23 protein-coding genes and 3 pseudogenes are annotated in these 25,589 nt (G+C 73.7%); 13 read left to right on the top strand and 13 right to left on the bottom strand.

The annotated features are described in order from the left end of the window. Together MCAG_RS33855 and MCAG_RS23385 are read right to left on the bottom strand one after the other, a co-directional pair. Positions 1–422: pseudogene (locus MCAG_RS33855) on the bottom strand (hypothetical protein); the annotation flags it as partial. A gap of 743 nt (positions 423–1,165) precedes the next feature. Next, positions 1,166–4,357, bottom strand: a complete 3,192-nt coding sequence (locus MCAG_RS23385; protein ID WP_036374898.1) for an FtsX-like permease family protein — start codon at positions 4,355–4,357, stop codon at positions 1,166–1,168. Positions 4,358–4,546: 189 nt separating this feature from the next. On the opposite strand from MCAG_RS23385, the gene MCAG_RS23380 reads away from it, so the two are divergent. The 3 genes from MCAG_RS23380 (at position 4,547) to MCAG_RS32815 (ending at position 5,686) form a co-directional block, all read left to right on the top strand. After that, positions 4,547–4,843 (top strand): hypothetical protein, encoded by a 297-nt coding sequence (locus tag MCAG_RS23380; protein ID WP_198141610.1) that lies wholly within the window; start codon positions 4,547–4,549, stop codon positions 4,841–4,843. Between the two features lie 136 nt (positions 4,844–4,979). After that, positions 4,980–5,492, top strand: a complete 513-nt coding sequence (locus MCAG_RS23375) for an RICIN domain-containing protein (protein ID WP_007075448.1) — start codon at positions 4,980–4,982, stop codon at positions 5,490–5,492. A 38-nt stretch (positions 5,493–5,530) separates the two neighbouring features. Continuing rightward, a complete protein-coding gene (locus tag MCAG_RS32815) occupies positions 5,531–5,686 on the top strand; it encodes a hypothetical protein (protein ID WP_157548188.1) in 156 nt (51 codons plus the stop codon). Between the two features lie 213 nt (positions 5,687–5,899). Here the strand turns inward: MCAG_RS32815 and ligD are convergent, their stop codons facing one another. Further along, complete coding sequence (gene ligD / locus MCAG_RS23370; protein ID WP_007075447.1) at positions 5,900–6,928, bottom strand: non-homologous end-joining DNA ligase; 1,029 nt, start codon at positions 6,926–6,928, stop codon at positions 5,900–5,902. A 47-nt stretch (positions 6,929–6,975) separates the two neighbouring features. Here ligD and msrB point away from each other — a divergent pair, with 47 nt between their 5' ends. Next, positions 6,976–7,386: a peptide-methionine (R)-S-oxide reductase MsrB gene (gene msrB, locus MCAG_RS23365; RefSeq protein ID WP_007075446.1), complete on the top strand. Its 411-nt coding sequence runs from the start codon at positions 6,976–6,978 to the stop codon at positions 7,384–7,386. Positions 7,387–7,399: 13 nt separating this feature from the next. Here msrB and MCAG_RS23360 read toward each other — a convergent pair whose 3' ends face one another. Beyond that, positions 7,400–7,675, bottom strand: a complete 276-nt coding sequence (locus tag MCAG_RS23360) for an isoamylase early set domain-containing protein (RefSeq protein ID WP_036374895.1) — start codon at positions 7,673–7,675, stop codon at positions 7,400–7,402. Positions 7,676–7,834: 159 nt separating this feature from the next. Between MCAG_RS23360 and MCAG_RS23355 the strand changes: the two genes are divergently transcribed. From MCAG_RS23355 to MCAG_RS23345, 3 genes are all read left to right on the top strand, one after another. Beyond that, positions 7,835–8,095, top strand: coding sequence for a hypothetical protein (locus MCAG_RS23355; protein ID WP_007075444.1), 261 nt, complete (start codon positions 7,835–7,837; stop codon positions 8,093–8,095). 112 nt (positions 8,096–8,207) lie between these two features. Next, complete coding sequence (locus MCAG_RS23350; RefSeq protein WP_036374892.1) at positions 8,208–8,648, top strand: GNAT family N-acetyltransferase; 441 nt, start codon at positions 8,208–8,210, stop codon at positions 8,646–8,648. Between the two features lie 221 nt (positions 8,649–8,869). Beyond that, positions 8,870–9,919: a lytic polysaccharide monooxygenase gene (locus tag MCAG_RS23345; protein WP_007075442.1), complete on the top strand. Its 1,050-nt coding sequence runs from the start codon at positions 8,870–8,872 to the stop codon at positions 9,917–9,919. Between the two features lie 127 nt (positions 9,920–10,046). On the opposite strand, the gene hemQ is transcribed toward MCAG_RS23345, so the two are convergent. From hemQ to hemE, 3 genes and pseudogenes are all read right to left on the bottom strand, one after another. Beyond that, a complete protein-coding gene (gene hemQ / locus MCAG_RS23340) occupies positions 10,047–10,748 on the bottom strand; it encodes a hydrogen peroxide-dependent heme synthase (protein ID WP_007075441.1) in 702 nt (233 codons plus the stop codon). Beyond that, positions 10,745–12,161 (bottom strand): annotated as a pseudogene (hemG, locus tag MCAG_RS23335) (protoporphyrinogen oxidase). The gene hemQ and the pseudogene hemG overlap by 4 nt, the downstream one beginning before the upstream one ends. A 10-nt stretch (positions 12,162–12,171) precedes the next feature. Next, positions 12,172–13,263, bottom strand: coding sequence for a uroporphyrinogen decarboxylase (gene hemE, locus MCAG_RS23330; RefSeq protein WP_007075439.1), 1,092 nt, complete (start codon positions 13,261–13,263; stop codon positions 12,172–12,174). A 274-nt stretch (positions 13,264–13,537) separates the two neighbouring features. Between hemE and MCAG_RS23325 the strand changes: the two genes are divergently transcribed. Continuing rightward, complete coding sequence (locus tag MCAG_RS23325) at positions 13,538–14,110, top strand: DUF3000 domain-containing protein (protein WP_007075438.1); 573 nt, start codon at positions 13,538–13,540, stop codon at positions 14,108–14,110. A gap of 81 nt (positions 14,111–14,191) precedes the next feature. Here MCAG_RS23325 and MCAG_RS23320 read toward each other — a convergent pair whose 3' ends face one another. The 3 genes from MCAG_RS23320 to MCAG_RS31255 all read right to left on the bottom strand — a co-directional run bounded on the left by MCAG_RS23320 (position 14,192) and on the right by MCAG_RS31255 (position 16,527). Then, complete coding sequence (locus MCAG_RS23320) at positions 14,192–14,785, bottom strand: hypothetical protein (RefSeq protein WP_036377874.1); 594 nt, start codon at positions 14,783–14,785, stop codon at positions 14,192–14,194. Positions 14,786–14,977: 192 nt separating this feature from the next. Beyond that, on the bottom strand, positions 14,978–15,169 hold the full coding sequence (locus MCAG_RS23315) for a hypothetical protein (protein WP_036374886.1): 192 nt from the start codon (positions 15,167–15,169) through the stop codon (positions 14,978–14,980). Positions 15,170–15,255: 86 nt separating this feature from the next. After that, complete coding sequence (locus MCAG_RS31255) at positions 15,256–16,527, bottom strand: S1C family serine protease (RefSeq protein WP_083802458.1); 1,272 nt, start codon at positions 16,525–16,527, stop codon at positions 15,256–15,258. Between the two features lie 196 nt (positions 16,528–16,723). On the opposite strand from MCAG_RS31255, the gene MCAG_RS23305 reads away from it, so the two are divergent. The 4 genes from MCAG_RS23305 (at position 16,724) to MCAG_RS23290 (ending at position 22,439) form a co-directional block, all read left to right on the top strand. After that, the gene (locus tag MCAG_RS23305; protein ID WP_007075435.1) at positions 16,724–18,052 is read left to right on the top strand and encodes a ribonuclease D; all 1,329 of its coding nucleotides are present in this window, start codon (positions 16,724–16,726) and stop codon (positions 18,050–18,052) included. A gap of 229 nt (positions 18,053–18,281) precedes the next feature. Next, complete coding sequence (locus tag MCAG_RS23300; protein WP_007075434.1) at positions 18,282–19,502, top strand: thiolase family protein; 1,221 nt, start codon at positions 18,282–18,284, stop codon at positions 19,500–19,502. After that, entirely contained in the window at positions 19,499–21,568 is a 2,070-nt protein-coding gene (locus MCAG_RS23295) for a 3-hydroxyacyl-CoA dehydrogenase NAD-binding domain-containing protein (protein ID WP_007075433.1), read from the top strand. The genes MCAG_RS23300 and MCAG_RS23295 overlap by 4 nt, the downstream gene beginning before the upstream one ends. 160 nt (positions 21,569–21,728) lie before the next feature. Further along, entirely contained in the window at positions 21,729–22,439 is a 711-nt protein-coding gene (locus tag MCAG_RS23290) for a hypothetical protein (RefSeq protein ID WP_007075432.1), read from the top strand. 48 nt (positions 22,440–22,487) lie between these two features. Here MCAG_RS23290 and MCAG_RS32810 read toward each other — a convergent pair. Further along, positions 22,488–22,599, bottom strand: a pseudogene (locus tag MCAG_RS32810) (VOC family protein); the annotation flags it as partial. Positions 22,600–22,608: 9 nt separating this feature from the next. Further along, on the bottom strand, positions 22,609–23,499 hold the full coding sequence (locus MCAG_RS23285; RefSeq protein ID WP_007075431.1) for a LysR family transcriptional regulator: 891 nt from the start codon (positions 23,497–23,499) through the stop codon (positions 22,609–22,611). A 71-nt stretch (positions 23,500–23,570) separates the two neighbouring features. On the opposite strand from MCAG_RS23285, the gene MCAG_RS23280 reads away from it, so the two are divergent. Further along, positions 23,571–24,509: a DMT family transporter gene (locus MCAG_RS23280; RefSeq protein WP_007075430.1), complete on the top strand. Its 939-nt coding sequence runs from the start codon at positions 23,571–23,573 to the stop codon at positions 24,507–24,509. A 151-nt stretch (positions 24,510–24,660) separates the two neighbouring features. Here MCAG_RS23280 and MCAG_RS23275 read toward each other — a convergent pair whose 3' ends face one another. Further along, positions 24,661–25,395, bottom strand: coding sequence for a VOC family protein (locus MCAG_RS23275; protein ID WP_007075429.1), 735 nt, complete (start codon positions 25,393–25,395; stop codon positions 24,661–24,663). Positions 25,396–25,589 lie beyond the last annotated feature (194 nt).

Here is a 25,589-nt window from a genome sequence, read left to right as displayed (position 1 = left end):
TCGGCCTCCCGGCGGCGGGCCGCCAGCCGGGCCGCCAGCACGATCAGCCCCGCCACGGTGGCGAACATGCCGGCGGCGATCACCGCGAGCAGCGTCCGGGCGGCGGAGACCGCGTCGAGGAACTGCCGCAGCGGGATGTCGACCGCCTGGGTGACGTTCAGCCCGGCGGGCGGCGTGCGCTCCAGCAGCCGAACGCCGTCGATGACGGCGCGCAGGTCGGCGACGTCCATGTTGCCGAGGCGGTAGCGCCAGGAGAACCGGGCCGGCGTCCCGGTCGCGATCGCCGCGTCCAGGCCCGCGTCGCTGGTCAGCGCCACCATCTCGTACGGCTCGGCGTCGCCGGCCGGCTCGGTCACCCGCAGCGCCGACGGTAGGGTGTTCCAGATCCCGTCCGTGGCCCGCACCGGCTCGAAGACGCCCACCACGAGCAGCGGGAGCGGTTCTGTGCCGCCGGCACCGCTGGAGCGCAGGCGGCTGCCTGCGCGCAGGTTCAGCTTGCGGGGCCGCCTCGGCGGCCAGCGGGACCTCGACGGGCTGCCCCGCGCCCACCGCCTCCGCCGGCCAGCGTCCTTCGGACAGGGTGGCCGCCCCTGCGACGCCCGGTGCCGCGCGGAGCCGGGCGACGACGAAGTAGTTCTTGGCCGCGAGGTCGGGCCCGGTCAGCCGGCTGAAGGCGGTCTCCGCGAGGTACCACCGGCTCTCCACCGCCTCCCGGACCGCCTCGGGCAGGCCCGCCTGGAGCGTGTCGAGTTCCTGGCCCCGCATCGCGGTGACCGGCTGACCGGCTCCGCCGGCTTCCGCCGGCCGGTGCCTCGGCGGTGGCGAGGGTCAGGTCCCGCTCGGCGGCCGTGACGGCTGGTGACGTGCTCCCGCAGTCCCTGCTCGGCGAGCCGGTCGGCGGTACGCGGAAGCCCGGTCACCAGCAGCGCGGCCACCAGGGCCAACACCCCCAACAGGAGGAACTGACCGCCGAAGGCCCGCACCCGGCGGGCGGCCCCGAACAGCGCCAGACCGCCTCCACCCACCGGTGGCCGCCGCGCCCCGAACCCGCTGTCGCTCACCGGTTTCGAACCTCCTTCGAACCCGCCGCCGCTCACCGGCCCCGACCCTCCTTCAAACCCGCCGCCGCTCACCGGTCCCCGCCGGTCCACCGCCCCGCCCTCGCTCACCGGTCGCCGCCGATGCGCAGTTGGGCCGCCGCGACGCGGTGGCGCAGGCCGGAGGCGATCGCCGTGCTGAACGCGAGCGCCGCCAGCAGCAGGCCGAGGGCGGTGGCGGCGACCGGCAGCCAGGGCAGCGCGAAGGCCGCCTCCGGCACCGGTCGGTCCGCCGACCGGGTGAGCACCACCAACGGCGCCATGGTGGCGCCCACCCCGGCACCGACCAGCAGCCCGACCCCGACGCCGATGCCGGCCAGGAAGGTCTGCTCGGCGAGCAGGGCGCGGGCGAGCAGCCGCGGCGTGGCACCCAGGGTGTGCAGGACCGCGAGCTCGCCGATCCGCCGGCGCGCGGTGGCCCAGACGTCCACGCCCAACCCCACCAGGGCCAGCAGCACCGAGCCCGCCGCCGCCGCGAGCAGGCCGGTGCGCGTGCCGAGCCAGTACGGGTCGCGGCTGGCCTCCTCCGCCGCCGCCCGCCGATCCAGCACGGTCACCCCGGGCAGGTCGGCGACCGCCCGAATCGCCTCGGCGGGCCCGGCGGGACCGGTGCGGATCCACCACTCCGAGACCGGTCGGACGGTCCCCGTGGCCCGCAACAGCCAGTCGACGGCCGCCGGCAGGTCCAGCAGCATGCCGCCGGCCGCCCCGCCGCTGGCCGGCACCGCGTCGACCTCACCGACCACCTGGACGGTGAGCGTCACCCCGGAGAGGCCGACGTCCATCGTGTCGCCCCGACCGATGCTCAGCGCCCGGGCCACCTGCGGCGTGATCAGCGCCGGGACCGGCGGTCCGGTCCCGGCCGGCACCACGGCGAAGCGGCTGGGCGGCTGCGTGGCGAACCGTCCGCCCTCGACGAGTTCGACCTTGCGGCCGGCGCGCAGTACGCCGTCGGAGAACCCGGCCGGCTCCGCGTTCTCCGGGTCGTCCAGCCGGGTCGTCCAGCCGCCGGTGAGCGGCACCGGGCTGGCCACCCCGTTCGCGTCCACCGTGCGCAGCCCGGTCACCTCCAGCCGGTAGCCCGAGCCGAGCGCCGGTCCGGCGTCGACCTCGAAGCCGGCCAGCCGGTAGGCCCGGCCTCCGTTGTCCGGCAGGTCCACGGCCACCGCCACCGGCCGGCCAGCGCTGCCCGCGCTGGCCAGGGGCAGCTTCCAGGCTCCGCCGTCTGCCGTGGTGAGCAGGACGGACACCCGGACCGGGTGCGGGTACGCGGCCCCGGTCACCGGGGTGCCGACCGTGCCGGCGAGCCGGCGCGCGGCGGCGGGCAGTTCGACGCCGAGGGGCGCGACCCGCCCGCGTACCTGCCGGTCGAACAGGGCGCGCGCCGGCCCGCCGGCGAGCCGCTCGTCGAACCGGACGACCCCGGGCGCCGCCGCCGCGTCCAGGCTCAGCACGCTCACCGGCAGGTCCTCGCGTCCCACCCGGATGTCGTCGCGCCAGGCCGGCACCGCCCGGTCCACGCCGGGCGTGGCGGCGAGCCGGCCGGCCCGGTCGGCCGGTGCGGCCCCGGACCGCTCGACCAGCCGCAGGTCGGCGCCGACGGTGAAGTCCGCCTGGTCGACGTGCGACCGCTCCCCCGTCGTCACCAGCGACCAGGCCAGGGTGCTGCCGCCCACGGCGAGCGCCAGCAGCAGGACCGGGCCGGCGTGCGGGCGGCGGCCCGCCTGCCACATGCCCAGCATCGCGGCCAGCCACGGCCGGCGGTCGACGAACCGCCCGGCGACCCGGGCCGCCGGCGGCAGCAGGCGCAGCGCGACGACGGCACCGGCGAGCACGCCCAGCGTGGGCGCCGCCACCAGCAGCGGGTCGACGCCGAGCCGGCCGTTGGGGCCGGTCAGCGGGGAGGAGTACTGCCGTAGCTGCGTCCAGGCCAGCAGGGCCAGGCCGACCAGGGCCAGATCGGCGCCGACCCGCTGGGCCGCCGCGCCCCGACTCGGCCGGGACCGGGCCGCCAGGTCGGCGACGTACGTGCCGGCCCGGCGCATCGCCGGCAGCACCATGGCCACCAGGCAGCCGGCCGCCGTGGCGGAGGCGACCGCCCAGGTGAGGGTGTTGCCGCCGCCGGCCGACAACTCCGACCAGCCCTGGTCGCGGCCGATCCGGCGCAGGGCCTCGGCGGCGATCGGCGGCCCGAGCAGCGCAGCCGGCAGGACCACCAGGGCGGCTTCCCGCGCGGCCAGCCCGGCGACCTGCCGCCGGGCCGCGCCCCGGGCGCGCAGCAGCGCCGTCTGCCCCCGGCGGTCCTCGTTGAGCAGGGCGGCCACCAGGACCAGTGCGTACCCGCCGAGAACGAGGATGAGCAGCAGCGGCGTGAGCAGCGAGGACCGGCCCACCAGATCGGCCCGGACGAGCCGGTCGATCAACCGGTCCATCGTGGTGACGGTCTGGGCGGAGGAGCCGAGGCCGGTCGCCTCGGGCAGGTCGGCGACCTCGGTGGCGACCGCGCGCCGCACGGCGTCGAGCCGGCCCGGCCCGACCGCCGCCAGGTCGGGCTCGACCAGCCAGGACGCCGAGGTCGTGCCGGGGAACGTCCGGTCGAAGTCGGCCGGGTCGAGCAGGAACGGCCCGTACGACGTCTCGGAGCCGGCGGCGACGGCACCCGGCGCGAGCCGCCAGTACGACCCGGTGGGATCCCGGGGCCGGAAGAGGCCGACCACCTCCACCTCGCCGGTCCGCTCGGTGGCCCGGTCGCGCAGCGGCACCCGCTCGCCGACGGTCAGGCCGAGCACCCCGGCGACCCGCTCCGGCAGGAGCACCTGCGTCGGCACGGCCCCGCTGCTGGGCTGCCGCCCGGCCACCAGGTCGGCGTGCCCGGCGAGGTCCTCCAGGGTGGTCAGCGCGGCGAAGACCGGGTCGTCGCCGACCCGGGCGGCACCGAGATTGCCGGTCAGCTCCCGCCCGGTACCGTAGCGGGCCCCGCGCACCGCCACCGTGGCCCCGCCGAGCCCGTCGGCGAAGCGGGCGCGCACCGCCCGATCCCGGGCGGCGAAGGCAGCCCGGTCGGGACCGCCCGAGCCGCTGATCAGCAGGCTGCGCTCCTGGGCGGGGGACGCGGCGAGCACCGCGCGCTGCCCCGCGTCGACGGACCGCCGGCTGTAGTCGGCCAGCCCGGTGACGAGGGCGACCGCCACCAGGGCCGCCACCAGCGCGGCGAGCAGCAGCCCACGGGCGGCCCGCGCCCGCCTCCACACCATCACCATCGCGCTACCTCCCCGGGCCCCAGCGGAGCCGACGGTCACAAAGACCCCTTGCGGGTACGGAAAGGTTCGCGCCCGTTATCCGACCGTTATGCCTACGGCGGGTCCGACCCGCCATGCCTGCCGTGAGCTGGACGGGGCCGCCCCGTCCGTGACCGCCTGACCTGGCGTCTGTCTGCTTGGATGGCGGTCGTGGATATCGCCCTCGCCGTACTGATGGTCGGCGTCGTGCTGCTGCTGGCCGCCCGGCTGGCCAGCCCCAGACAGGACCGGGCCACGGCGGCCCGGCTGGCCGAGATCGAGCGCCGCCTCCAGCTCCTGATGAACCATCTCGGGGTGGTCGACGTGCGGCCGGATCCGCCCGGGGTCCGCGAATACCTGGCCCGGGGCCAGAAGATCCAGGCGATCAAGGCGTACCGGGAGGCGACGGGGGTGGACCTGCGCGCGGCGAAGGAGGCCGTGAAGGCGATGATGGGCCCCATCAGCTGAGCCTGCGGTCAGCAGGGGCGGTCGGTCATGGTGTGGTGGCTGTCGTGTGCCCGCGCCGGCCAGCCGCCGTAAGCAACGCACAGTTAAAAAGACGAACTTAGGGTGAGGTTGCTTTCCTGATGCGAGGGAGGAACCCATGCCCCGACTCGAACGGCTCCGGCGCATCGCGCTCATGGTGGCGGTGGCCTTCGTGCTGCCGCTGGCCGTGGCGCCCGCCCCGGCGGCCGCGAACGACTACGAGCCCTTCTACCTCCGCAGCGACATGAACGGTAAATGCCTCGAAGTCGTCGGTGGCGCCGGCAACGGCTCGAAGGCACAGATGTGGGACTGCTGGGGTGGATACAACCAGCAGTGGTACCGGGTTGGTGACCGGATCATCAGCGTCTCGACCGGGAAGTGCCTGGAGATCCTCGACATCTACCCGCACAGGGGTGGGTACGTCGGGATTTGGGACTGCTGGGGCGGCACCAACCAGCTCTGGTACTGGGGCAACCAACTGCCCGCTGGCGGGTACGAGCTCAGGAACCGGCTCAACCGCCTGTGCCTGGAGATCCAGGACAGCTGGCCCCACAACGGCGCCTACGTAGGCATGTGGGACTGCTTCGGCGGCGTGAACGAATCCTGGTACATGGATCCGGTCTACTGGTAGAACCCGGCCGTCAGCCGGCGCGCCGGCCCGGTGCGGGAATGGACGCCCAGTTTTCGATAGACCCTGCCGGGGAGACGTCCGGTGCCCAGTACCTGCTGCCGCTGTCCGTCGACGGGCTGGTGGTCGTGGCGTCGATCTGCCTGGTGGAGCTGGGCGGTCGGATCGCCGCCAGGCGCACGCCTCTGCGGACCTGATACCGGCCGGGTGCCCTGCTCGCCGTGTGGCTGGTGGGGCACCCGGCCGGGCGGGACTGGCCCGCCGTCTCACCGGGCCGTGGCGCGTGCACCGACTCACGGTCGAGCAGGTACGACGACGCGGCGACGGAGCCGGGACGCGGCCAGCGCGGAGTGATCTGGGCCGGGGACAGCGCGTGATGCTACCCCGTCCGCGCTCAACGGTTCGGTGTCTTAGCTGGTGGACCGCTTCGCTCGGCTTGGCTGCACCCGCTTCGGCTCGCCGGGCATCTTCGGGTGGTCCGGCGGGTACGGCAGGTCTCCCCGCCCGGCGGCGTCGTCCCGGTCGGCCCACTCCAGCAGCGGGGTGATGTCCCACGGCGCGTCGTCGATGCCGGCGTGCGGGTCGCCCCGCTGCGCCAGCCGGGCCGGGACGCTGCCCAGGTGCAGGTCGTCGGGGTCGACGTCGGGCAGCTCGTCCCAGGTGACCGGGGCGGACACGGTGGCCCGGGCGTTGGCCCGCAGCGAGTACGCGCACGCGATGGTGCGGTCCCGGGCCATCTGGTTGTAGTCGACGAAGACCCTCTCGCCCCGCTGCTCCTTCCACCAGGCCGTGGTGACCAGGTCGGGGCGGCGGCGCTCCAGCTCCCGGGCCAGCGCGATGGTGGCCCGGCGCACCTCGGTGAACGCCCATCGGGGCGCGATCCGCAGGTAGACGTGCACGCCCCGGCCGCCGGACGTCTTCGGCCAGCCGGTCGCGCCCAGCTCGGCGAGCAGGGCCCGCACCTCGGCAGCGGCGGCGACCGCGTCGGCGAAGTCGGTGCCGGGCTGCGGGTCGAGGTCGATGCGCAGCTCGTCGGGGTGGTCGACGTGGCCGGCGCGGACCGGCCAGGGGTGGAACACGACGGTGCCCATCTGGGCGGCCCAGGCCACGTGGGCGAGGTCGGCCGGGCACAGCTCGTCGGCCGTCCGGCCGCTGGGGAAGCTGATCCGGGCGGTGGTCAGCCACGGCGGCACGCCCCGGGCCGGCACCCGTTTCTGGAAGAACGCCTCCCCGCCGATGCCGTCGGGGAAGCGTTGCAGCGTGGTCGGGCGATCCCGCAGGGCGCGCATGATGCCGTCGCCCACGGCCAGGTAGTAGCCGAAGACGTCCGCCTTGGTGAAGCCCCGCTCCGGGAAGATCACCCGGTCCGGGCTGGTCAGCCGTACGGTGTGCCCGGCCACCTCGACCTCGGCGGCCGTGGCCTTCGCGGTGCCTGCCATCACGCGACCATATGCCACGGCACCGACACCCGTCGTACCGTTGCGGGGTGAGTCTTGACGAGAACGAACTGCCCCGCACCGAGGACGAGTGGCGGGTCCGGCTCAGCCCGGAGGAGTTCCGGGTGCTGCGTGAGGCGGGCACCGAGCGCCCGTGGACCGGCGAGTACGTGAACACGAAGACCCCGGGCGTCTACCACTGCCGCGCCTGCGGCGCGCAGCTCTACCCCAGCGACACCAAGTTCGACTCGCACTGCGGCTGGCCTAGCTTCGACGACGCGATCCCGGGCGCGGTGAGGGAGATCGAGGACAACAGCCACGGCATGCGGCGTACGGAGATCCGCTGCGCGCGCTGCGACAGTCACCTCGGGCACGTCTTCCGGGGCGAGGGGTTCACCCCGAAGGACACCCGGCACTGCGTCAACTCGGTCTCCATCAGGCTGGAACCGGCGCAGGGCTGACGGCGGGCACGGCTCAGACGAGCAGCAGGCTGCCCTGCTCGTCGACCCGGTCGGCGGAGTCGTCGTCGAGCCAAATCCCGCCGGTGGCGAGGTAGCGGAACCGGTACGCCCCGGGCCGGAGCCGGACGGTCACCGTACGGGTGCCGTCGCGCCGGGCGACCAGCTCGTGGCGGCCCGGTTCCCAGTCGTTGAAGGAGCCGACCACGCTCACCGGGCCGGCCGGCGCGTCGCGGGGAAGGCTGAAGGTGACCCGGGTCTGGTTGCCGAAGAGCCTGCTGCGCTTGATCACATCATCCTCCGGGGTCGAGGCCGTCACCAGGCACAACGGCCGACACGCCGGTTGCGACACGCCGCCGGGGCGGCCGGGTTCGGCCGTTTCGGTCGCCCGGTTCGGGCCGCTGTCGCACGCTGGGAGGACATCTGTCCTTATTGCTACGGGGGTCCGGCCATGGCGACGTGCGAGGTCTGCGGCAACGACTACTGGATGGCGTTCGAGGTGCGCACGGTCAGCGGCGACGTGCACACCTTCGACTGCTTCGAGTGCGCGGCGCACCGACTGGCCCCAATCTGCGAACACTGTCAGGTCAAGATCGTCGGCCACGGGGTCGAGGTGTCGGGGCGCTTCTTCTGCTGCGCGCACTGCGCCCGGCAGGAGGAGGGCGACCGGGGCGCGCAGATCCGCGACGCCGTGGGCTCCCGCCCCCGCTGAGGTGCAAGCAGGGGCCCTTGTTAACAGCCGGGTGTTAACAAGGGGCCCCTGCTATACAAAAGGCGTTAGCAAGGGGCCCTTCCTTGCGCTGGCGGCGGTCTACCATCGCCAAGTGTCGCCGCAGACCGTCGAGGCCCGGATCGCCTCCTTCGCCGAGTTGGACGCCCGCACCTTCCACGACCTGCTGCGACTGCGCATCGACGTGTTCGTGGTGGAGCAGCGGTGCCCGTACCCGGAACTCGACGGCCGGGACGTCGAGCCGGGCACCCGGCACCTGTGGCTGACCCGCGACGGCGCCGTCGTGGCGTACCTGCGGATACTGGCCGACCCCGGCGGCCTGGCGCGGATCGGCCGGGTCGTGGTGGCGCCGCAGGCCCGGCGCGGCGGCTACGCCGGGCGGCTGATGGCCGAGGCGCTGGCCACGGTGGGCGACCGGCCGTGCGTGCTGGAGGCCCAGTCCCACCTGGTCGGCTTCTACGCCCGGCACGGCTTCGCCGTCAGCGGGCCGGAGTACGTCGAGGACGGCATCCCGCACACCCCGATGAGACGGTAGCCCGCACGCCCGATGCCCGGCGTCCCCGCGCCTCGAAGCCGGGAGAACGCCGTCGATTGACACACCCCTATGAGTGTGGGAATCTCGCAGCAGAGCCGCCATGGGAGTCACGCGAGCCGGCACGGGAGGGGCAACTCCCGCGATCCGGGCGTCGTCACGATCACACCTCTCACCCGGAGGCTCCATTGTCCACCCTCCCGCGCAGGCGCTCCACGCCGCGCATGGCAGCCTGGCTGCTCGCCGTCGGCGCGACCGTCGCCATGCTGCTAGCCACCGCCCTGGCGAACCCCGCGTCCGCCCACGGGTCCGTCGTCGACCCCGCCTCCCGCAACTACGGCTGCTGGCAGCGTTGGGGCGCCGACCACATGAACCCCGCCATGGCCACCCAGGACCCGATGTGCTGGCAGGCATTCCAGGCCGACCCGCAGGCCATGTGGAACTGGATGGGGCTCTTCCGGGAGGGCGTCGCCGGCAACCACCAGGCCGCGATCCCCGACGGCCAGCTGTGCAGCGCCGGGCGCACGCAGAGCGGCCAGTACAACTCGCTGGACACCATCGGCGCGTGGAAGACCACCTCGATCGCCAACAGCTTCCGCATCCAGCTCAACGACCAGGCCAGTCACGGCGCCGACTACATCCGGGTGTACGTGACGAAGCAGGGCTTCGACGCCCTGACCAAGCCACTGGGCTGGGGCGACCTGGAGCTGGTCGGCCAGATCGGCAACACGCCTGCGTCCCAGTGGAAGAGGGAGGCCTCGGGCGTGTCGATCCAGGTACCGGCCAACGCGCCGGGGCGCACCGGCCGGCACATCGTCTACACGATCTGGCAGGCCAGCCACCTGGACCAGTCGTACTACCTGTGCAGCGACGTCGACTTCGGCGGGGGCAGCCCCACCACCCCGCCGACCACCACGCCGCCGACCACCACTCCCCCCACCACGACCCCGCCGACGACCCCGCCGGCAACCAGCGGCTGCACTGCGACCTACCGGACCACGTCCTTCTGGAACGGCGGGTTCCAGGGCGAGATCGAGGTGACCGCCGGATCGTCGGCGATCAAGGGCTGGACGGTGACCTGGACGTGGGCCAACGGCCAGCAGATCAGCTCGTACTGGAGCTCGACGGTCACCAGCAGCGGGTCGACGGTGACCGCCCGCAACGCCCCGTACAACGGGTCCCTGGCCGCCAGGGGCAAGACGTCGTTCGGGTTCGTCGCCTCCGGAGCCAGCACCAACACCGCGCCGACGCCGACCTGCACCGCGACGGTCTGACGGCCGGCAGCACCGCGCCCGCCCGGCAGGCCCGCAACGCCGCGCCCGCCTGACGCGGCAGCGCGTAAAGAAGGGCCCCCTGTACAACGCTATGCGTTAACAGGGGGCCCTTCCTTACGTCAGGACGTCACGGCAGGCAGGTGACGATGTCGGCGATCGCGCGACGGCGGCCCGTGTAGAACGGGATCTCCTCCCGGACGTGCCGGCGGGCCCCCGACGCCCGCAGGTCACGCATCAGGTCCACGATCCTGTGCAGCTCGTCGGCCTCGAAGGCGAGCATCCACTCGTAGTCGCCGAGGGCGAACGAGGCGACCGTGTTGGCCCGCACGTCCGGGTACCCCCGAGCCATCTTCCCGTGCTCGGCCAGCAGCTCGCGCCGCTCCGCGTCCGGCAGCAGGTACCACTCGTAGGAGCGGACGAACGGGTAGACGCAGAGGTACGCCCGGGCCTGCTCGCCGGCCAGGAACGCCGGGATGTGGCTCTTGTTGAACTCCGCCGGGCGGTGCAGCGCCAGCTGCGACCACACCGGGGTCATCGCCCGGCCCAGGGTGGTCCGGCGGAACCGCAGGTACGCGTCCTGGAGCGCGTCGCTGGTCGAGGCGTGCCACCAGATCATCAGGTCGGCGTCGGCGCGCAGCCCGGCGACGTCGTACGTGCCACGCACTGTCACGTCCTTGCCGGCCAGCTCCGCGAAGAGCCCCTCGACCTCGCCGATGACGTTCTCGCGCAGCGACGGCAGCGGGCTGGTCGCCCGGTACACCGACCACATCGTGTAGCGGATGCTCTCGTTCAGCTCCCGCAGCCGCGCCGCGTTGGTCTGCTCGGTCATGCCGATCCTCCCAGTGCCTTGATGATCTCCTCGGCCGCCGTCTCGCCGGAGCGGACGCAGACCGGAATGCCGACGCCGTCGTAGCCGGCGCCGGCCAGGGCCAGGGTGGGGTGCGTACCGCGCAGCGCCGACCGCACGGCGGCCACCCGGTCGAGGTGCCCCGGGGCGTACTGCGGCAGCGCCCCGCCCCATCGCTGCACGTGGCTGGCCACCGGCGCGGGCAGTGGCGTGCCGAGCACCTTCGACAGTTCCCGGTGCACCACCTCCACCAGGTCGTCCCCGGTGACCTGAAGGGGCACCTCCTCGCCGTACCGGCCCACGGAGGCGCGGACCAGGGCCAGCCCGTCCGGCCGGGCCAGGCGCCCCCACTTGGTGGTGAGGAACGTCGACGCCTTGATCAGCAGCCCCTCGGTCGCCGGCACCAGGAACCCGGACAGCGCTGGCAGCTCCGGGCGGGGCAGTGCGAGGGTGATCAGCGCGACGCTGGCATAGTCCAGCGCGCCGACCGTCGCGGCGACCCCGGGGGCGAGGTCGGCGACGCCGGCCAGCAGCCGGGCGGCCGGGCGGGCCGGCACGGCCAGCAGCACGGCGTCCGCGTCGACCAGCTCCGGGGCATGGGTGGGGCCGACGGTCAGCCGCCAGCCGGTCGCCGTCGGCGTCAGCTCCCGCACGGCCGCGTCGCGGCGGATCGTCGCCCCGCCGGCCGTGGCGGCGGCCTCGACCAGCCGGCTCAGCCCGCCGACCAGGGTGCCGAAGACCGGCTCGCCGGGGGCGCGCGGCGCGGCGGCCTGCGCCGCGCGGACCGCGCCGAGGAGGGTGTGCTCCACCCGCGCCGCGCGGGCCAGCGCCGGCATCGTGGTGGCCAGGGACAGGTCGTCGGCCCGGCCGGCGTAGACGCCGCCGAGCATCGGGTCCACCAGCCGGGTCGGCCACCGCGTCGCCGAACCGGGCGCGGACCAGCGCCCCGACCGAGACGTCCGCGTCGGGGGCCAACAGCGGCCGGCCGCCGTCGCGGTCGGCGTCCGCGGCGGGCTCGGCCACCGCCGCCACCTTCGTCAGATCCCCGGGTACGCCCACCAGCGTCCCGCCCGGGATGGGGCGCAGCCCCCCGTCGACGGCCAGGGCGGCCTGCCCGACGCTCGGGTGCACGAGGTCGCCGGCCAGGCCGAGCCGGCGGACCAGGGTCAACGCGGCCGACTCGCCGCCGGCCGGGTCCCGCATCAGGAACGACTCGGCGCCGAACTCCACCGGCCCGCCGGCCAGCTCGCCGGTACGCAGCTTCCCGCCGAGCGCGCCGGACTGCTCGTACACGGTGACCTCGGTGCCGGCGGGGGCCCGGTCGGCCAGCCGGACGGCTGCGGCCAGCCCGGTGATCCCGCCCCCGACGATCGCCACCCGCCACCGTTGCCGCACGCTCACCCCGCTACTCGCCCGGACGCGCGGACACCTCGTGCACCAGCGCGACCACCCGGGTCAGCACGTCCGGATCGGTCTCTGGCAGGACGCCGTGACCGAGGTTGAACACGTGGCCGGGGGTCGCCCGACCCTCGGCGAGGATCCGCCGCACCTCGGCCTCGACCACCGGCCACGGGGCGAACAGCACGCACGGGTCGAGGTTGCCCTGCACCGCCTTATCGGCACCGATCCGGCGGGACGCGACGTCCAGCGGCGTACGCCAGTCCACGCCTACCACGTCCGCGCCGGCCTCGCCCATGGCGGGCAGCAGTTCGGCCGTGCCCACCCCGAAGTGGATCCGGGGCACCCCCGCGTCGGCCAGTCCGGCCAGCACCCGCGCCGAGTGCGGCAGCACGTAGCGCCGATAGTCCGCCTCGGACAGCGCCCCGGCCCACGAGTCGAACAGCTGCACCGCCGACACCCCGGCGTCGACCTGCACCCGCAGGAACGCGAGCGTCACCTCGGCCAGTCGGGCGCACAGGGCGTGCCACAGCTCCGGATCGCCGTACATCAGGGCCTTGGTCTTCGCGTGGGTCCGCGACGGCCCGCCCTCGACCAGGTAGCTGGCCAGCGTGAACGGGGCACCGGCGAAGCCGATCAGCGGGGTGTCGCCCAGCTCGGCGACGAGCAGCCGCACCGCCTCGTCGACGCAGGAGACGTCGTCGCGGGTGATCGGCCGGATCCGCTCGACGTCGGCGGCGGTGCGCACCGGCTCGGCCACCACCGGCCCGGTGCCCGCGACGATGTCCAGCTCCACCCCGGCGGCGGCCACCGGCACCACGATGTCGCTGAACAGGATCGCCGCATCGACGCCGTGCCGGCGTACCGGCTGGAGGGTGATCTCGGCGACCAGCTCGGGCCGGCGGCAGGACTCCAGCATCCCCACGTTCTTGCGGATCTCGCGATACTCCGGCAGGGAGCGGCCGGCCTGGCGCATGAACCAGACCGGGGCGTGCGCGCCGGGCTCGCGCCAGCACGCGCGGACGAACAGCGACCCGCCCGTCCCGCTGCGGCCTGCTTCTCCGTCTCGGGCGGCGGTGCCCGTCGTCTCGGTGCTCATCGCGGCTATCGTGCCACGGCCCTCGCCTCCCTCCCCCACCCCCGCCGCCTTTTGTGACGCACAAGAAAGGGCCCCCTGTTAACGCATACGGTCGAAAAGGGTTCCCCTCTCACCCCTTGCGTTCGCGCGTCCGGCTGGGCGGGGCAGGGCGAGAGGGCGGCGCGAGGGCTCGGCGGGCGAGCGGGGCGGGAGCGGGAGGGCGGGCAGGAGTGCCGCCGCAGGCCGTCGGCGTGCCGTTCCGCCGGGCGGGCGGCGGGCGGCATAGGCTGCCGGCATGGCCCCCCCGATCGCGCTCCCGGAGACCTTCGCCCGCGCGGTCGCCGGGCTGCGGTCGGCCGCGCCCCGATCGGAGATCCTCCTGGAGGAGGTCGGCGCACCGCAGCGCCTCGCGCCGTACTCCTTCGCGCTTTCCGCGACGGTGCTGCGCGACGGCGACGAGGTCGCCACCGGGCGGTTGATCCTGCTGCACGACCCCGCCGGGCACGAGGCGTGGCAGGGCACCCTGCGGCTGGTCACCTATGTCACGGCGGAGCTGGAGGTCGACCTGGCCGCCGACCCGCTGCTGCCCGGGGTGGGCTGGACGTGGCTGACCGACGCGCTCGACGCGCAGAGCGCGCCGCATCGCGCCATCGGGGGCACGGTCACCCAGACCATGTCGACCCGGTTCGGCGACCTCGCCGGGCCGCCGGCCGCCGCCGACATCGAGATCCGGGCCTCCTGGACGCCGCTCGGCGAGGACCTGACCTCGCACCTGCTGGCCTGGTGCACCCTGCTCGCCTCGACGGCGGGCCTACCCCCGCCCGGAGTGACGGCCCTGCCGGAACGCCGCCCAGCCGGCGCCGCCTGACCCACCCGCCCCGCCGCACGCCACCCCCGCCCATGGACCTGGCCCGGCCCCGTCCGGCGCGACGGGCGGGGCCGGGGCACGTCAGAGGTAGTCCTCGGCCTCGTCGCAGACCTTGTCCATGCCCTGGGTGGCCTTGTCGTACGCGGCCTTGTTGTTCGCCGCCGCCGCAGTCAGCGCGCTGGTGAGCTTGTCCAGGCAGGTGGCGATGACCTTCTTCTGCCGGGCCTGCTCGTCCCGGTCGTTCCGGGTGCCGGTGAGATCCTGCTCGGTCTCGGAGAGCTTGTCCCGCACGCCCTGCAGGTCCGCCTTGAGTTTCTCGATCTCGGACTTGTTCGCCGCGATCGTGCCGTCCCGCTCGCTTACCTGGCCGGTCAGCCGCTTCTCGGTGCGGTCCAGCTCGCTGCTCTTGGTCAGGTAGAGGCCGGTCATCACGCCGCCGAGGACGAAGAGCAACCCAGCCACCACGGCCAGAACCAGCACGCTGCGCCTGCCCGGGGCGGCGGCCGACGCCGGCGGGCCGTAGGGCGGCGTCGCACCCGGCGGGCCGTAGGGCGGCGTCGCACCCGGCGGGCCGTAGGGCGGCGTCGCACCCGGCGGGCCGTAGGGCGGCGTCGCACCCGGCGGGCCGGACATCGGCTGGCCGGGCGCCGGCCCGGAGAGGGGCGGCACCGACATCGGCTGCCCGAAGGCCGGCGCCGACGGAAGGTACCCGGCCCCGCCGGGGACCGGCGGGGCGGAAACGGGCGGGGTGGAAGCCGGTGGGGCGTACGGCGGGGCGGACTGTGGCTGCTGCTGGCCGTAGGCGGGCGCGGGCGGGGCGGACTGCGGCACCCCGGGGCCGGCCGGTTGGACCGGCTGCGGCGCGCCCTACTGGCCGGGCGTGAACTGCTGCGTCGGCTCCGCCGCCGGCTGCGGCGTCCCGTACTGACCGGGCGTGAACTGCCGGGTGGGCTCCACCGGCTGGCCGGTCGGGTCATACTGCGGGGGAACGGGCTGGCCGGTGCCGCCCGGCGGCGGGTACGGCGACTGGTCCTCCGACCCGGTCGGTGGCTGCGACATTTCTTTTCTTCCTTCAGGTGAGGCGGCCCGTGGCGGGGGCCGCGACGAACCGGCTGGTACGGGGCGGGCGGCGCTGGACGGCAGGTTCAGCAGATCCGGAAGCCGTCGCAGGCGACCTTGATGGGCACGGCGAGGCCGATGCCCTCGGCGTCGCGGGCCTTGGCGGTGGCGATGCCGACCACCTGTTTCTGGGCGTTGATCACGGGGCCCCCGGAGTTGCCGGGGTTGATCGGCGCGTCGAACTGGATGACCGGGCCCGAGCCCTGGCCGGCCTCGCGGAATGCGCTGACCACGCCGGTGGTGACGCTGTCCTGTAGGCCGAGCGGGGCACCGACGACGACGATCTGCTGGCCGGACTTGACCGCGGCGGACGCCGTGACCAGCCCGGCGAACCTGCTCGTGGTGCGCAGTTGGGCGACGTCGTTGGCCTCGTCGACCTTGACGATGGTGGCCGGGTAGCGCTGGTCGGTGCGTTCCAGGAAGACCTCCCGACCGCCGGTGGACCAGACCGACTCCACCACGTGGAAGTTGGTGAACAGGTTGGTGCCGCCGCCGCTGGCGGGTTTGCCGACCGCGAAGGCGGTGCCGGTGAACTGCCCGGCCTTGACCCGGAACACGCTGGGCAGCACGGCGCTGGCCACCGCCTCCGGGTTGAACTGCGCCCCGGCCTGCTTCTCCAGGGCCTGCGTCCGTTGGTCCAGGCCGTCGAGCCGGGCACCGTCGCCGCTCTGTGCGGTGGCCAGCCGCCGGTCGGTGTCGGCCAGCCGGCCGGAGAGCCGGTTGATCTGGTACGCCTGCACGCCGGCTACCACCGCCAGGACCACGGCGAGCCCGAACGCGACGAACGTCAGGGCGCGACCCCGGGCCCGGGGCGGCGGCGGGGTCGAACCGCCGGTCGGGGCGGGCGCGGGCCAGGCTGGCCCGGGGACGGGGGACGCCCCGCCGTGCGAATACGCCGGGCCGGAGACCGCAGACGGGGGCGCCGGTGCGGCGTACCCGGCCGGCGGCTGCTGCACGGCGGGCGGTGACTGCTGCCCGGCGGCAGGCCAGCCGGGGGGTGCCGAACCGGACCACTGGTTGGGCACAGCGGCGTGACCCGACACAGCGGCGTGACCCGGCCAGCGACCGGGCTCGGTGGGCTGGCCGGCGGGCGGGTAGGGGGCCGCGGCGTGCGGGTACGGCACGGCGGAGCCTCGGGGTGGGTTGAGCCGGGGCGGCAGCGGGCCGGGCCGCGCGTCGCCTGTGGACGGCTCGCCGGCCCGGGACTCGGCGGGTCGCGCCGGAGCGGGCCAACCCCCGCCCGAGCCGTCGTCGGGCCCCTGCCCCGCGCCCGTCGGACCGTACCCAACCGTCGTCATCGCCACGTCCTCCCCGTAGACGCCCCGCCGCCCGACACCGGTGCGGTCCCGGGCGGCGGCCCGAAGGAACGTACCCGCGTCGACGCGCTTTGTCTGCCCGATGTCCGACCCTGGCACGCCGGGTCAAGTCGCCGACGCCGACACACACCGCACCCGGCTACGCGCGCCGGATCGCCGCGCGCACTAGGGTTGTCAGGTGACCGACGAACCACCCCTGCGCCGTCGGGCCGCCGAAAGCCGAACGGGAAACGAGCCGCACCAATTGCCGTCGGCCGCGCCGGAGCCGGTGGACGCGGGGCCCGAACCGACCGCCGACGGGCCCGTGCCCCTGACCGCCCCCCGCGAGGGGACACCCGAGCCGGTGACGACCGTGGCCGGGCTCGCCGAGGTCGTGGCCCGGTTCGCCGCCGGCACCGGCCCGGTCGCCCTGGACGCCGAACGCGCCTCGGGGTACCGCTACAGCCAGCGCGCATACCTCGTCCAGCTGCGCCGGGCCGGGGCCGGCACCGCGCTGATCGACCCGCTGCCGCTGCCCGACCTGAGCAGCCTGGACTCGGCCATCGCCGACGCCGAGTGGGTGCTGCACGCCGCCAGCCAGGACCTGCCGTGCCTGGCCGAGGTGGGGCTGCGCCCACGCCGGCTGTTCGACACGGAACTGGCCGCTCGGCTGGCGGGTTTTGAGCGGGTCGGGCTGGCCGCGCTGACCGAGCAGCTACTCGGCTTCAGCCTGGAGAAGCACCACTCGGCGGCGGACTGGTCGAGCCGGCCACTGCCGGAGTCGTGGCTCACGTACGCTGCGCTGGACGTGGAACTGCTGACCGACCTGCGCGACGCGCTCGACGCGGAGCTGGCCCGCCAGGGCAAGTCGGCATGGGCGGCGGAGGAGTTCGCCGCGCTGGTGCACAGCGGGGCCCGCCCGCCCCGGGTCCGGGCGGAGCCGTGGCGGCGTACCTCCGGCATCCACCGGGTGCGGGGGGCCCGCGCCCAGGCCCGGGTCCGTTCCCTCTGGTACGCCCGCGACCAGATCGCCGCCCGCCGCGATGCCGCGCCGGGCCGGGTGCTGCCGGACTCGGCGATCGTGGCCGCCGCCGAGCTGGACCCGAGGGACGAGAAGACGCTGCTCACCCTGCCGGGCTTCGGCGGTCGGTCGGTGCGCCGGCTGGCCCGCACCTGGTTGGCGGCGCTGGACGACGCCCGGCAACTGCCCGAGGACGCGCTGCCGGTCACGCCGGCGGTGGAGGGTCCGCCCCCGCCGCACCGCTGGGCGGAGCGGGATCCGGTGGCCGCCGGCCGGCTGGCCCGGTGCCGGGAGGTGGTAATCCGGGTCGCGGGTGAGCATGCCCTCCCGCCGGAGAACCTGATCGCCCCGGACTCGATCCGCCGGCTCGCCTGGGCCCCGCCGGAGGAGGTCACGGAGGCCACGGTCGCCGAGACGCTGCGTGGCTTCGGCGCCCGCGAGTGGCAGCTCGCCCTCCTGGTTCCCGGCCTGACCCCCGCCCTGACGAGCCCTTCCCCGGGGGCCTGAGCCACGTCGATCATGGGGTCGGCGGCGGTCGGAGGGATCGGCCGTGCCGTCAGCCGCATGATCGGCCGACGTGGGTCGGGGGTGTGGGGTGGGTTACACAGGGGGTGGTGTCAGGCTTGGTTACTGGCGAGTAGCATCCGAGTAACCACGCCCGTGCCGCGATCCTCGTTCGGTCCGTGGTGCCGCCTGTCGGCGACGTGGCCGAGTCAGGGTCGAAAAGGAGGCTCAAGTGCCCCGTGAAGTTCGAGATGTCGTCTTCGTCGACGGCGTCCGTACCCCGTTCGGCAAGGCGGGTGGCATGTACGCCAACACCCGCGCCGACGACCTGGTGATCCGCTGCATCCGCGAGCTGCTGCGCCGCAACCCGCAGCTACCGCCGGAGCGGGTCGAGGAGGTCGCCATCGCCGCCACCACCCAGATCGGCGACCAGGGCCTCACCATCGGCCGCACCGCCGCCCTGCTGGCCGGCCTGCCGAAGACCGTCCCCGGCTTCGCCATCGACCGGATGTGCGCCGGGGCGATGACCGCCGTCACCACCGTGGCCGGCGGCATCGCCATGGGCGCGTACGACGTCGCGATCGCCGGCGGCGTCGAGCACATGGGCCGTCACCCGATGGGCGAGGGCGTCGACCCCAACCCGCGGATCGTCGCGGAGAAGCTGGTCGACCCGTCCGCCCTGGTCATGGGCGCCACCGCGGAGAACCTGCACGACCGGGTCCCGCACATCACCAAGGAGCGCACCGACGCGTTCGCGCTCGCCTCGCAGCAGAGGACCGCGAAGGCGTACGCCAACGGCAAGCTCCAGGGCGACCTGGTGCCGATGGCGATCCGCGACGACGAGGGCGGCTGGGGCCTGGCCACGACCGACGAGGCGCCCCGCGACACGTCGCTGGAGAAGCTCGCCACCCTCAAGACCCCGTTCCGCCCGCACGGCAAGGTCACCGCCGGCAACGCGGCCGGCCTGAACGACGGCGCCACCGCGAGCCTGCTCGCCGCCGAGGACACCGCCCGCGAGCTGGGCCTCCCGGTCGCCATGCGGCTGGTCTCGTACGGCTTCGTCGGCGTCGAGCCGGAGGTGATGGGCGTCGGCCCGATCCCGTCGACGGAGAAGGCGCTGCGCATCGCCGGTCTGAGCATCGACGACATCGGCCTGTTCGAGCTGAACGAGGCGTTCGCCGTGCAGGTGCTCGCCTTCCTCGACCACTTCGGCATCGCCGACGACGACCCCCGGGTCAACCCGTGGGGCGGCGCGATCGCCATCGGTCACCCGCTCGCCTCCTCGGGCGTGCGGCTGATGACGCAGCTCGCCCGGCAGTTCGCCGAGCACCCCGAGGTCCGCTACGGCCTCACCGCGATGTGCATCGGCATCGGCATGGGCGGCACCGTGATCTGGGAGAACCCGCACTGGACCGGTTCCGCCGTTCCGGCTGGACAGGAGGGCAACGAGTGAGCACGCTCGCCGCACCGAACGAGGTGGTCACCCGGGCGCTGCTGCGCCAGGTGAACGTGCCGGGGCTGGCCCGCCCGGCCGCCCTGATCACCCTCGACAACGGCTTCGACCACACCAAGCCGAACAGCTTCGGCCCGGGCGGCCTGACCAGCCTGGACGAGGCGATCACGGCCGCCCTCGCGGCGGACCCGGCGTTCGTCGCGGTCACCGGCAAGCCGTACATCTTCTGCGTCGGCGCCGACATCACCAGCCTGCCGCAGCTCGCCGACCGGGAGCAGGCCCTGGAGATCGGTCGGCTCGGCCACCGGGTCTTCGCCCGGCTCAAGGACAGCACGGTCCCGACCTTCGCCTTCGTCAACGGCGCGGCGATGGGCGGCGGCCTGGAGCTGGCCCTGCACTGTCACTACCGGACGCTGTCCGGCGGAGCGTCGGCGCTGGCGCTGCCCGAGGTCTCCCTCGGCCTGATCCCCGGCTGGGGCGGCACCCAGCTACTGCCGCACCTGATCGGCATCCCGGCCGCCACCCAGGTGATCCTGCAGAACCCGCTGATGCAGAACAAGATGCTCAAGCCGAAGCAGGCCGCCGAGCTGGGCATCGCCGACGTGCTGCTGGAGCCGGCGGACTTCCTGGAGCGGTCCCTGCTGTGGGCCGCGGGCGTGGTGCGCGGCGAGATCACCGTGACCCGGCCCGAGGTCGACAAGGACATGTGGGCGGGCGTGCTGTACTTCGCCCGGCAGACCCTCGACGCGCGGCTGCACGGCGCGGTCCCCGCCGCGTACAAGGCGCTGGACCTGCTGGAGACGGCGAAGGACGCCGAGTTCGCCGCCGGTACCGCCGCCGAGGACGAGGCGCTCGCGGACCTGATCTTCTCCGAGGAACTGCGCAGCGGGCTGTACGCGTTCGACCTGGTGCAGCGGCGGGCCAAGCGGCCGGCCGGCGCACCGGACAAGGGCCTGGCCCGGCCGGTGAACAAGGTCGGCATCGTCGGCGCCGGCCTGATGGCCAGCCAGCTCGCGCTGCTGTTCGCCCGCCGCCTTCAGGTGCCGGTCGTCATGACCGACCTGGATCAGGCCCGGGTCGACAAGGGCGTGGGCTACGTGCACACCCAGATCGAGAAGGCCGTCAGCAGGGGCCGGATGGACAAGGGCACGGCCGCCAAGCTGTACGGCCTGGTCAGCGGCTCCGTCGACAAGGGTGTTTTCGCCGACGCCGACTTCGTCATCGAGGCCGTGTTCGAGGACCTGGCCGTCAAGAAGCAGGTCTGGGCCGAGCTGGAAAAGATCGTCTCCCCCGAGGCGGTGCTCGCCACGAACACCTCCAGTCTGTCGGTCACGGCGATGGCCGAGGAGCTGGAGCACCCGGAGCGGGTGGTTGGCTTCCACTTCTTCAACCCGGTCGCGGTGCTGCCGCTGCTGGAGATCGTCCGGGGCGAGCGGACCGACGACGCCACCCTGGCAACCGCGTTCGCGGTCGGCAAGCAGCTCAAGAAGTCCAGCGTGCTGGTGAAGGACGCCCCGGCGTTCGTGGTGAACCGGCTGCTCACCCGCTTCCTCGGCACCGTCTTCGCCGCCGTCGACGCCGGCACCCCGCTGGACGTGGCGAACAGCGCCCTGGACCCGCTGGGCCTGCCGATGCGCCCGCTCGCGCTGCTCCAGCTCGTCGGCCCGGCCGTGGCGTACCACGTGGGCGGCACCCTGCACGGGGCCTTCCCGGACCGGTTCGGCGTCAGCGAGAACCTGCGGCGGATCGCCGAGTCGGGCCAGCCGATCGTGGTCGACGACGAGATCAACGCCGACGTCGCCAAGCTGCTGGTGGTGGGCGACGAGCCGCTGACCGCCGAGCAGCTGCGGCAGAACGCGCTCGACGCCCTGGCCCAGGAGGTCCGGCTGATGCTCGACGAGGGTGTCGTCGCCGAGGTGCAGGACATCGACCTGTGCCTGATCCTCGGCGCCGGCTGGCCGTTCCACCTGGGCGGCGTCACGCCGTACCTGGACCGGACCGGCACCAGCGAGCGGGTCACCGGCCGGCGGTTCCTGCCGCGCGGCCTGGCGAGCCTGCCCGCCTGATCCTGTCGCCGCACGCGATCGCGGTGGCCGGGCTCCCCCGACAGGGCGTCCCGGCCACCGCGATCGTCATCCCGCTCACCTTTGCCCCGCCAGGGGCACCGACCGTCGGTTGGTCTGGCTACGATCACCGCTCCTGATCAACTAACTGGAGCTGACTCACATGTCCCAGCCGTCGGGCAACCCTTACCCGCACCAGCCGCAACAGCCTTACGGGGAGCAGCCCGTCCCGCAGCAGCCGGGCGGCTACCCGCCCCCGGCCGGCCAGCCGTACGACGCGCCGCTGCCGCCGAAGAAGTCCAAAGCCGGCAAGATCGTGCTGATCTCACTGGCCGTGGTGCTGGTGCTCTGCCTCGGCGGCGCGGCGATCACCTGGTTCACCGTGAAGGACGAGGTCGGCGACGTGGTCGACGCCGCCAACACCCGGGTCGTCGCACCGGCCACCCTCGCCGGCCGCAAGCAGGTCACCGACCCGGAGCTGACGAAGCTGTCGGACCAGATGGTCACCGAGATGAAGTCGACCGTGCAGAACGAGACCGGCACCGTCGGGGCGTTCTACGGCGACGTCGCCAAGCAGGACCTCGTGATGGTCGTCGCGGCGTCCGGCGTGCTGGCGGACCCGAAGAAGGAGATGGACGACGCAATCGCCGGCCTCAAGACCGACCTGGCCGTGCAGGAGATGACCACGACGGAGCCGGGTCCGCTCGGCGGCGAGGCGCGCTGCGGCGACGGCAAGACCGAGGGGATGCCGCTGGGCGTCTGCGTCTGGGCCGACCGGGGCAGCGTCGGCCTGATCGTGGTGTTCTTCAAGTCCGCCAAGGAGGCGAAGGCCGAGTTCGTCACCATGCGCGGCCAGATCGAGCAGCGTTCCTGACCCGGACGGGCCGGGCCCCCGCGCGGCGCGCGGGGGCCAGCCCGCGGGCTACGCCGACGCGGCCCGCTCGGCGGTGGTGCGCAGCACGCAGAACTCGTTGCCCTCCGGGTCGGCGAGCACCAGCCCAGCCGGTGCCGCCCGGCCGCCGCTGGTCGTCGACTCCCGCGCCTCACTCCTTCACAGCGTCGATGAGGGCGTCTATCAGTGCGCGTGGTGCGGGCTGGGCCAGTGAGATCTCCCGGACCGCGGCGTAGATCGCCCGGACCGGTTCGGGGTGGCGGACCGGACGGATGGTGACGCCAGGATGGCGGGTCAGTCCGAGTCGGGGGATGAGGCCGACGCCGAGGCCGGCGGCGACGAATCCCTGAGCCGTGGCGTAGTCCTCCGACTTCGCGAGGAAGTTCGGGGTGAAGCCAGCGGCGGCGCAGGCGTCAATGATGGGCTCCAGGCAGGGGCCAGGCGGTTCGCTGCCGACCCACGGCTCACCTGCGAGGTCGGCCAGGTCGATCACCTGTTGCGCGGCGAGCGGGTGCCCGGGAGGCAGCACGGCCTGGAATGCATCGTCGAGCAGATGCACCATGCGGATGCCCTGGCGAATGTCATCGCCCGGTCGGCGGACCACGAGGGCCAGGTCGGCGTTGCCCTGTTCCACGTCCGGCAGTGGGTCACCCGAATCGGCAAGCTTGGGGTCGATCGTCACGCCGGGGTGCTCGCGGCGGAGTCGGGCGAGGGCGGGTGCCAGCAGGGTCGGCCCGACCGAGGCGAAGTAGCGGATCGTCAGCCGTCCGGTACGCCCTGCGCGCAGGTCGGCCAGCGCCGTCTCCGCCTCGGCGACCTGCTGGCTGATGATGGCCGCGTGCCCGGTGAGCAGCCGGCCGGCAGCCGTGGGCTGCACGCCTCGGCCGACGCGTTCGAGCAGCGCGATCCCGGCTTCCTTCTCCAGCGCCGCCACCTGCTGGCTGACGGCGGAGGGGGTGTAGCCGAGGTGCGCCGCCGCTGCGGTCACCGACCCGCTGGTGACCACCGCCCGCAACACCTGCATCCGTCTCACATCGAGCATGTAGCAGAGCTTAACTCTTGTGCAGAATCTTTCGCTTTTCCTTCCAGGTTGGCTCCGGCACCGTGTGAGGAGTGAGCAGGCTACGAACGTGGACGCAGGTGGGCGTACTCGCCCTGCTGTGGGGGTCGACCTTCCTCTGGATCGATCTGGCCCTGGACGCTTTGACTCCGGCCCAGGTCACTTTCAGCCGGTGCGTGCTCGGATCGGCCGCACTGTTGATCGCGTGCCTCGTCTCGGGTCGACGGCTGCCGCGGGATCGTGCGACGTGGGGTCACATCGTCGTGGCCGCGTTCTTCGGCAACGCCCTGCCGTTCGCCATGTTCAGCATCGGACAGCAGACCATCGACTCCGGGGTGGCTGGGGTACTGAACGCGACCACCCCGCTGTGGTCGCTGCTGGTCGCCGTCGTCATCGGCTCCGACCGCGGTCTGCGGTCGGTCCGGCTGGTTGGTCTCATCCTCGGGTTCACCGGCGTCGTACTGATCTTCGCACCGTGGCAGACGACCGGGCCGGTCGGCTGGGGTGCCCTGGCCATCGTCGCCGCGGCGGCGAGCTACGCGGTGGGCTTCGCCTACATGGGCCGCCACCTGGTCGGCAAGGGCATACCCACGATCTCGCTGTCCGCGGCGCAACTCATCGCGGCGACCGGCCTGACCGCGCCGACCCTGTCGGCCGACGGTCTGACGCAGATCGAGATCGGCCCGAAGACGCTGATCGTGGTCATGATTCTGGGCGTCGTCGCCACCGGGGCCACCTTCCACCTCACCTATCGGATCATCGCCGCCGAGGGCGCCACCAACGCCGCGACGATCGGCTATCTGCTGCCGGTGGTCTCGGTGGCGCTGGGGGCCATCGTGCGAGAGGAGGATCTCAGCCTGCGGATCATCGCCGGCATGGTGGTCGTGCTCGTTGGGGTCGGCCTGACCCGCCGGCACCAGCGGCCGGTGCCGGCACCAGCGCCGGCGGAAACCTCGGCCGTATCCGCCACCCTCCACCGGCAAGAACGGTGAACCGGTGGTGGCGGCAGGGGAGCCCCCGCGCGGGTGGTACTTCAGGTGGCCGGGTCGCACCACGGCTTCCGGGTAGCCGCCGACGCCGCCGGCCACGACGGGAACGGGTCACGCGCGCCGTTGAACAGCAGCACCGGTCCGGATAGCGGCGTCAGCCTGGGGTGAGGAGGCAGAACTCGTTGCCTTCCGGGTCGGCGAGGACCATCCAATGGACATCGCTGTCCAAATCGATGGCGGTGGCGCCGAGAGTCCGCAGTCTGGCCGCCTCGGCCTTCAGGTCGTCACCTGGATAGGGGCGGAGGTCTAGATGGACTCGATTCCACGTGGTCTTTGCATCGGGTGTGCGGATGAACTGCAGGTATGGGCCGACGCCCTTGGCGGAGCGCAGTACCGCGTTGTGGTCGGTCACCTTGTGCAGGGTCCAGTCCATGGCCTTGCCCCAGAAACGGGCCATAGCTCGCGGATCGACGCAGTCGACCACGACCGTGGCGATCGGTCCAGTGTCTTGGATCGGGTCGTGCCAATCCAGCACGCAGAACTCGTTGCCCTCCGGGTCGGCCATGACCGTCCATGGGACGTCGCCCTGGCCCACGTCGGCGGGTGTTGCGCCGAGATCCCTCAGGCGCGCCACCAACTCCGCATGATGGGCCGCCGAGGTGGTGGCGAGGTCGACGTGCACGCGATTCTTGACCGTCTTGGGTTCCGGGGAGGCGACGAGGTCGATACAGACGGCGACGGGGTCGGGGTAGACGAAGCCCTCGGGTTCGAGGTTGGTCACGCCGGGTCCCTCGCTGGAGACTCCCCAGCCGAGCGCCTCCGCCCAGAAACCGCCCAGCGCGGAATCGTCCCGAGCCTTCATGTTGATCTGAACAAGCCGCGTTGCCATGCCGGCAATGCTAGCGACAGTCCGGCATCAAGATCAGCCGCACTGATCTCGGCAGGTCCGTGCGCCATCGGGACACTTACGCCTCGGCCCGCCTCTACGCGGCGATCTGCCCCTGGCCAATCGGCGGCAGTGACGCGATCTTGATCCGCCCTCGGCCGGGTTGCCGCGGGTTGGTGCCTGCCGATGCGGCAACC

It is taken from the genome of Micromonospora sp. ATCC 39149 (assembly GCF_000158815.1).
Classification (GTDB): Bacteria; Actinomycetota; Actinomycetes; order Mycobacteriales; family Micromonosporaceae; genus Micromonospora.
This window is presented reverse-complemented; position numbering and strand designations above follow the sequence as displayed.

Bases quoted from the DNA above. Each gene is read 5' to 3' on its own strand.
- MCAG_RS23385 (WP_036374898.1), bottom strand. From the start codon at position 4,357: ATGGTGATGGTGTGGAGGCGGGCGCGGGCCGCCCGTGGGCTGCTGCTC.
- MCAG_RS23375 (WP_007075448.1), top strand. From the start codon at position 4,980: ATGCCCCGACTCGAACGGCTCCGGCGCATCGCGCTCATGGTGGCGGTG.
- MCAG_RS32815 (WP_157548188.1), top strand. From the start codon at position 5,531: ATGGACGCCCAGTTTTCGATAGACCCTGCCGGGGAGACGTCCGGTGCC.
- ligD (WP_007075447.1), bottom strand. From the start codon at position 6,928: ATGGCAGGCACCGCGAAGGCCACGGCCGCCGAGGTCGAGGTGGCCGGG.
- MCAG_RS23355 (WP_007075444.1), top strand. From the start codon at position 7,835: ATGGCGACGTGCGAGGTCTGCGGCAACGACTACTGGATGGCGTTCGAG.
- MCAG_RS23345 (WP_007075442.1), top strand. From the start codon at position 8,870: ATGGCAGCCTGGCTGCTCGCCGTCGGCGCGACCGTCGCCATGCTGCTA.
- hemQ (WP_007075441.1), bottom strand. From the start codon at position 10,748: ATGACCGAGCAGACCAACGCGGCGCGGCTGCGGGAGCTGAACGAGAGC.
- hemE (WP_007075439.1), bottom strand. From the start codon at position 13,263: ATGAGCACCGAGACGACGGGCACCGCCGCCCGAGACGGAGAAGCAGGC.
- MCAG_RS23325 (WP_007075438.1), top strand. From the start codon at position 13,538: ATGGCCCCCCCGATCGCGCTCCCGGAGACCTTCGCCCGCGCGGTCGCC.
- MCAG_RS23320 (WP_036377874.1), bottom strand. From the start codon at position 14,785: ATGTCGGTGCCGCCCCTCTCCGGGCCGGCGCCCGGCCAGCCGATGTCC.
- MCAG_RS23315 (WP_036374886.1), bottom strand. From the start codon at position 15,169: ATGTCGCAGCCACCGACCGGGTCGGAGGACCAGTCGCCGTACCCGCCG.
- MCAG_RS31255 (WP_083802458.1), bottom strand. From the start codon at position 16,527: ATGACGACGGTTGGGTACGGTCCGACGGGCGCGGGGCAGGGGCCCGAC.
- MCAG_RS23290 (WP_007075432.1), top strand. From the start codon at position 21,729: ATGTCCCAGCCGTCGGGCAACCCTTACCCGCACCAGCCGCAACAGCCT.
- MCAG_RS23285 (WP_007075431.1), bottom strand. From the start codon at position 23,499: ATGCTCGATGTGAGACGGATGCAGGTGTTGCGGGCGGTGGTCACCAGC.
- MCAG_RS23275 (WP_007075429.1), bottom strand. From the start codon at position 25,395: ATGGCAACGCGGCTTGTTCAGATCAACATGAAGGCTCGGGACGATTCC.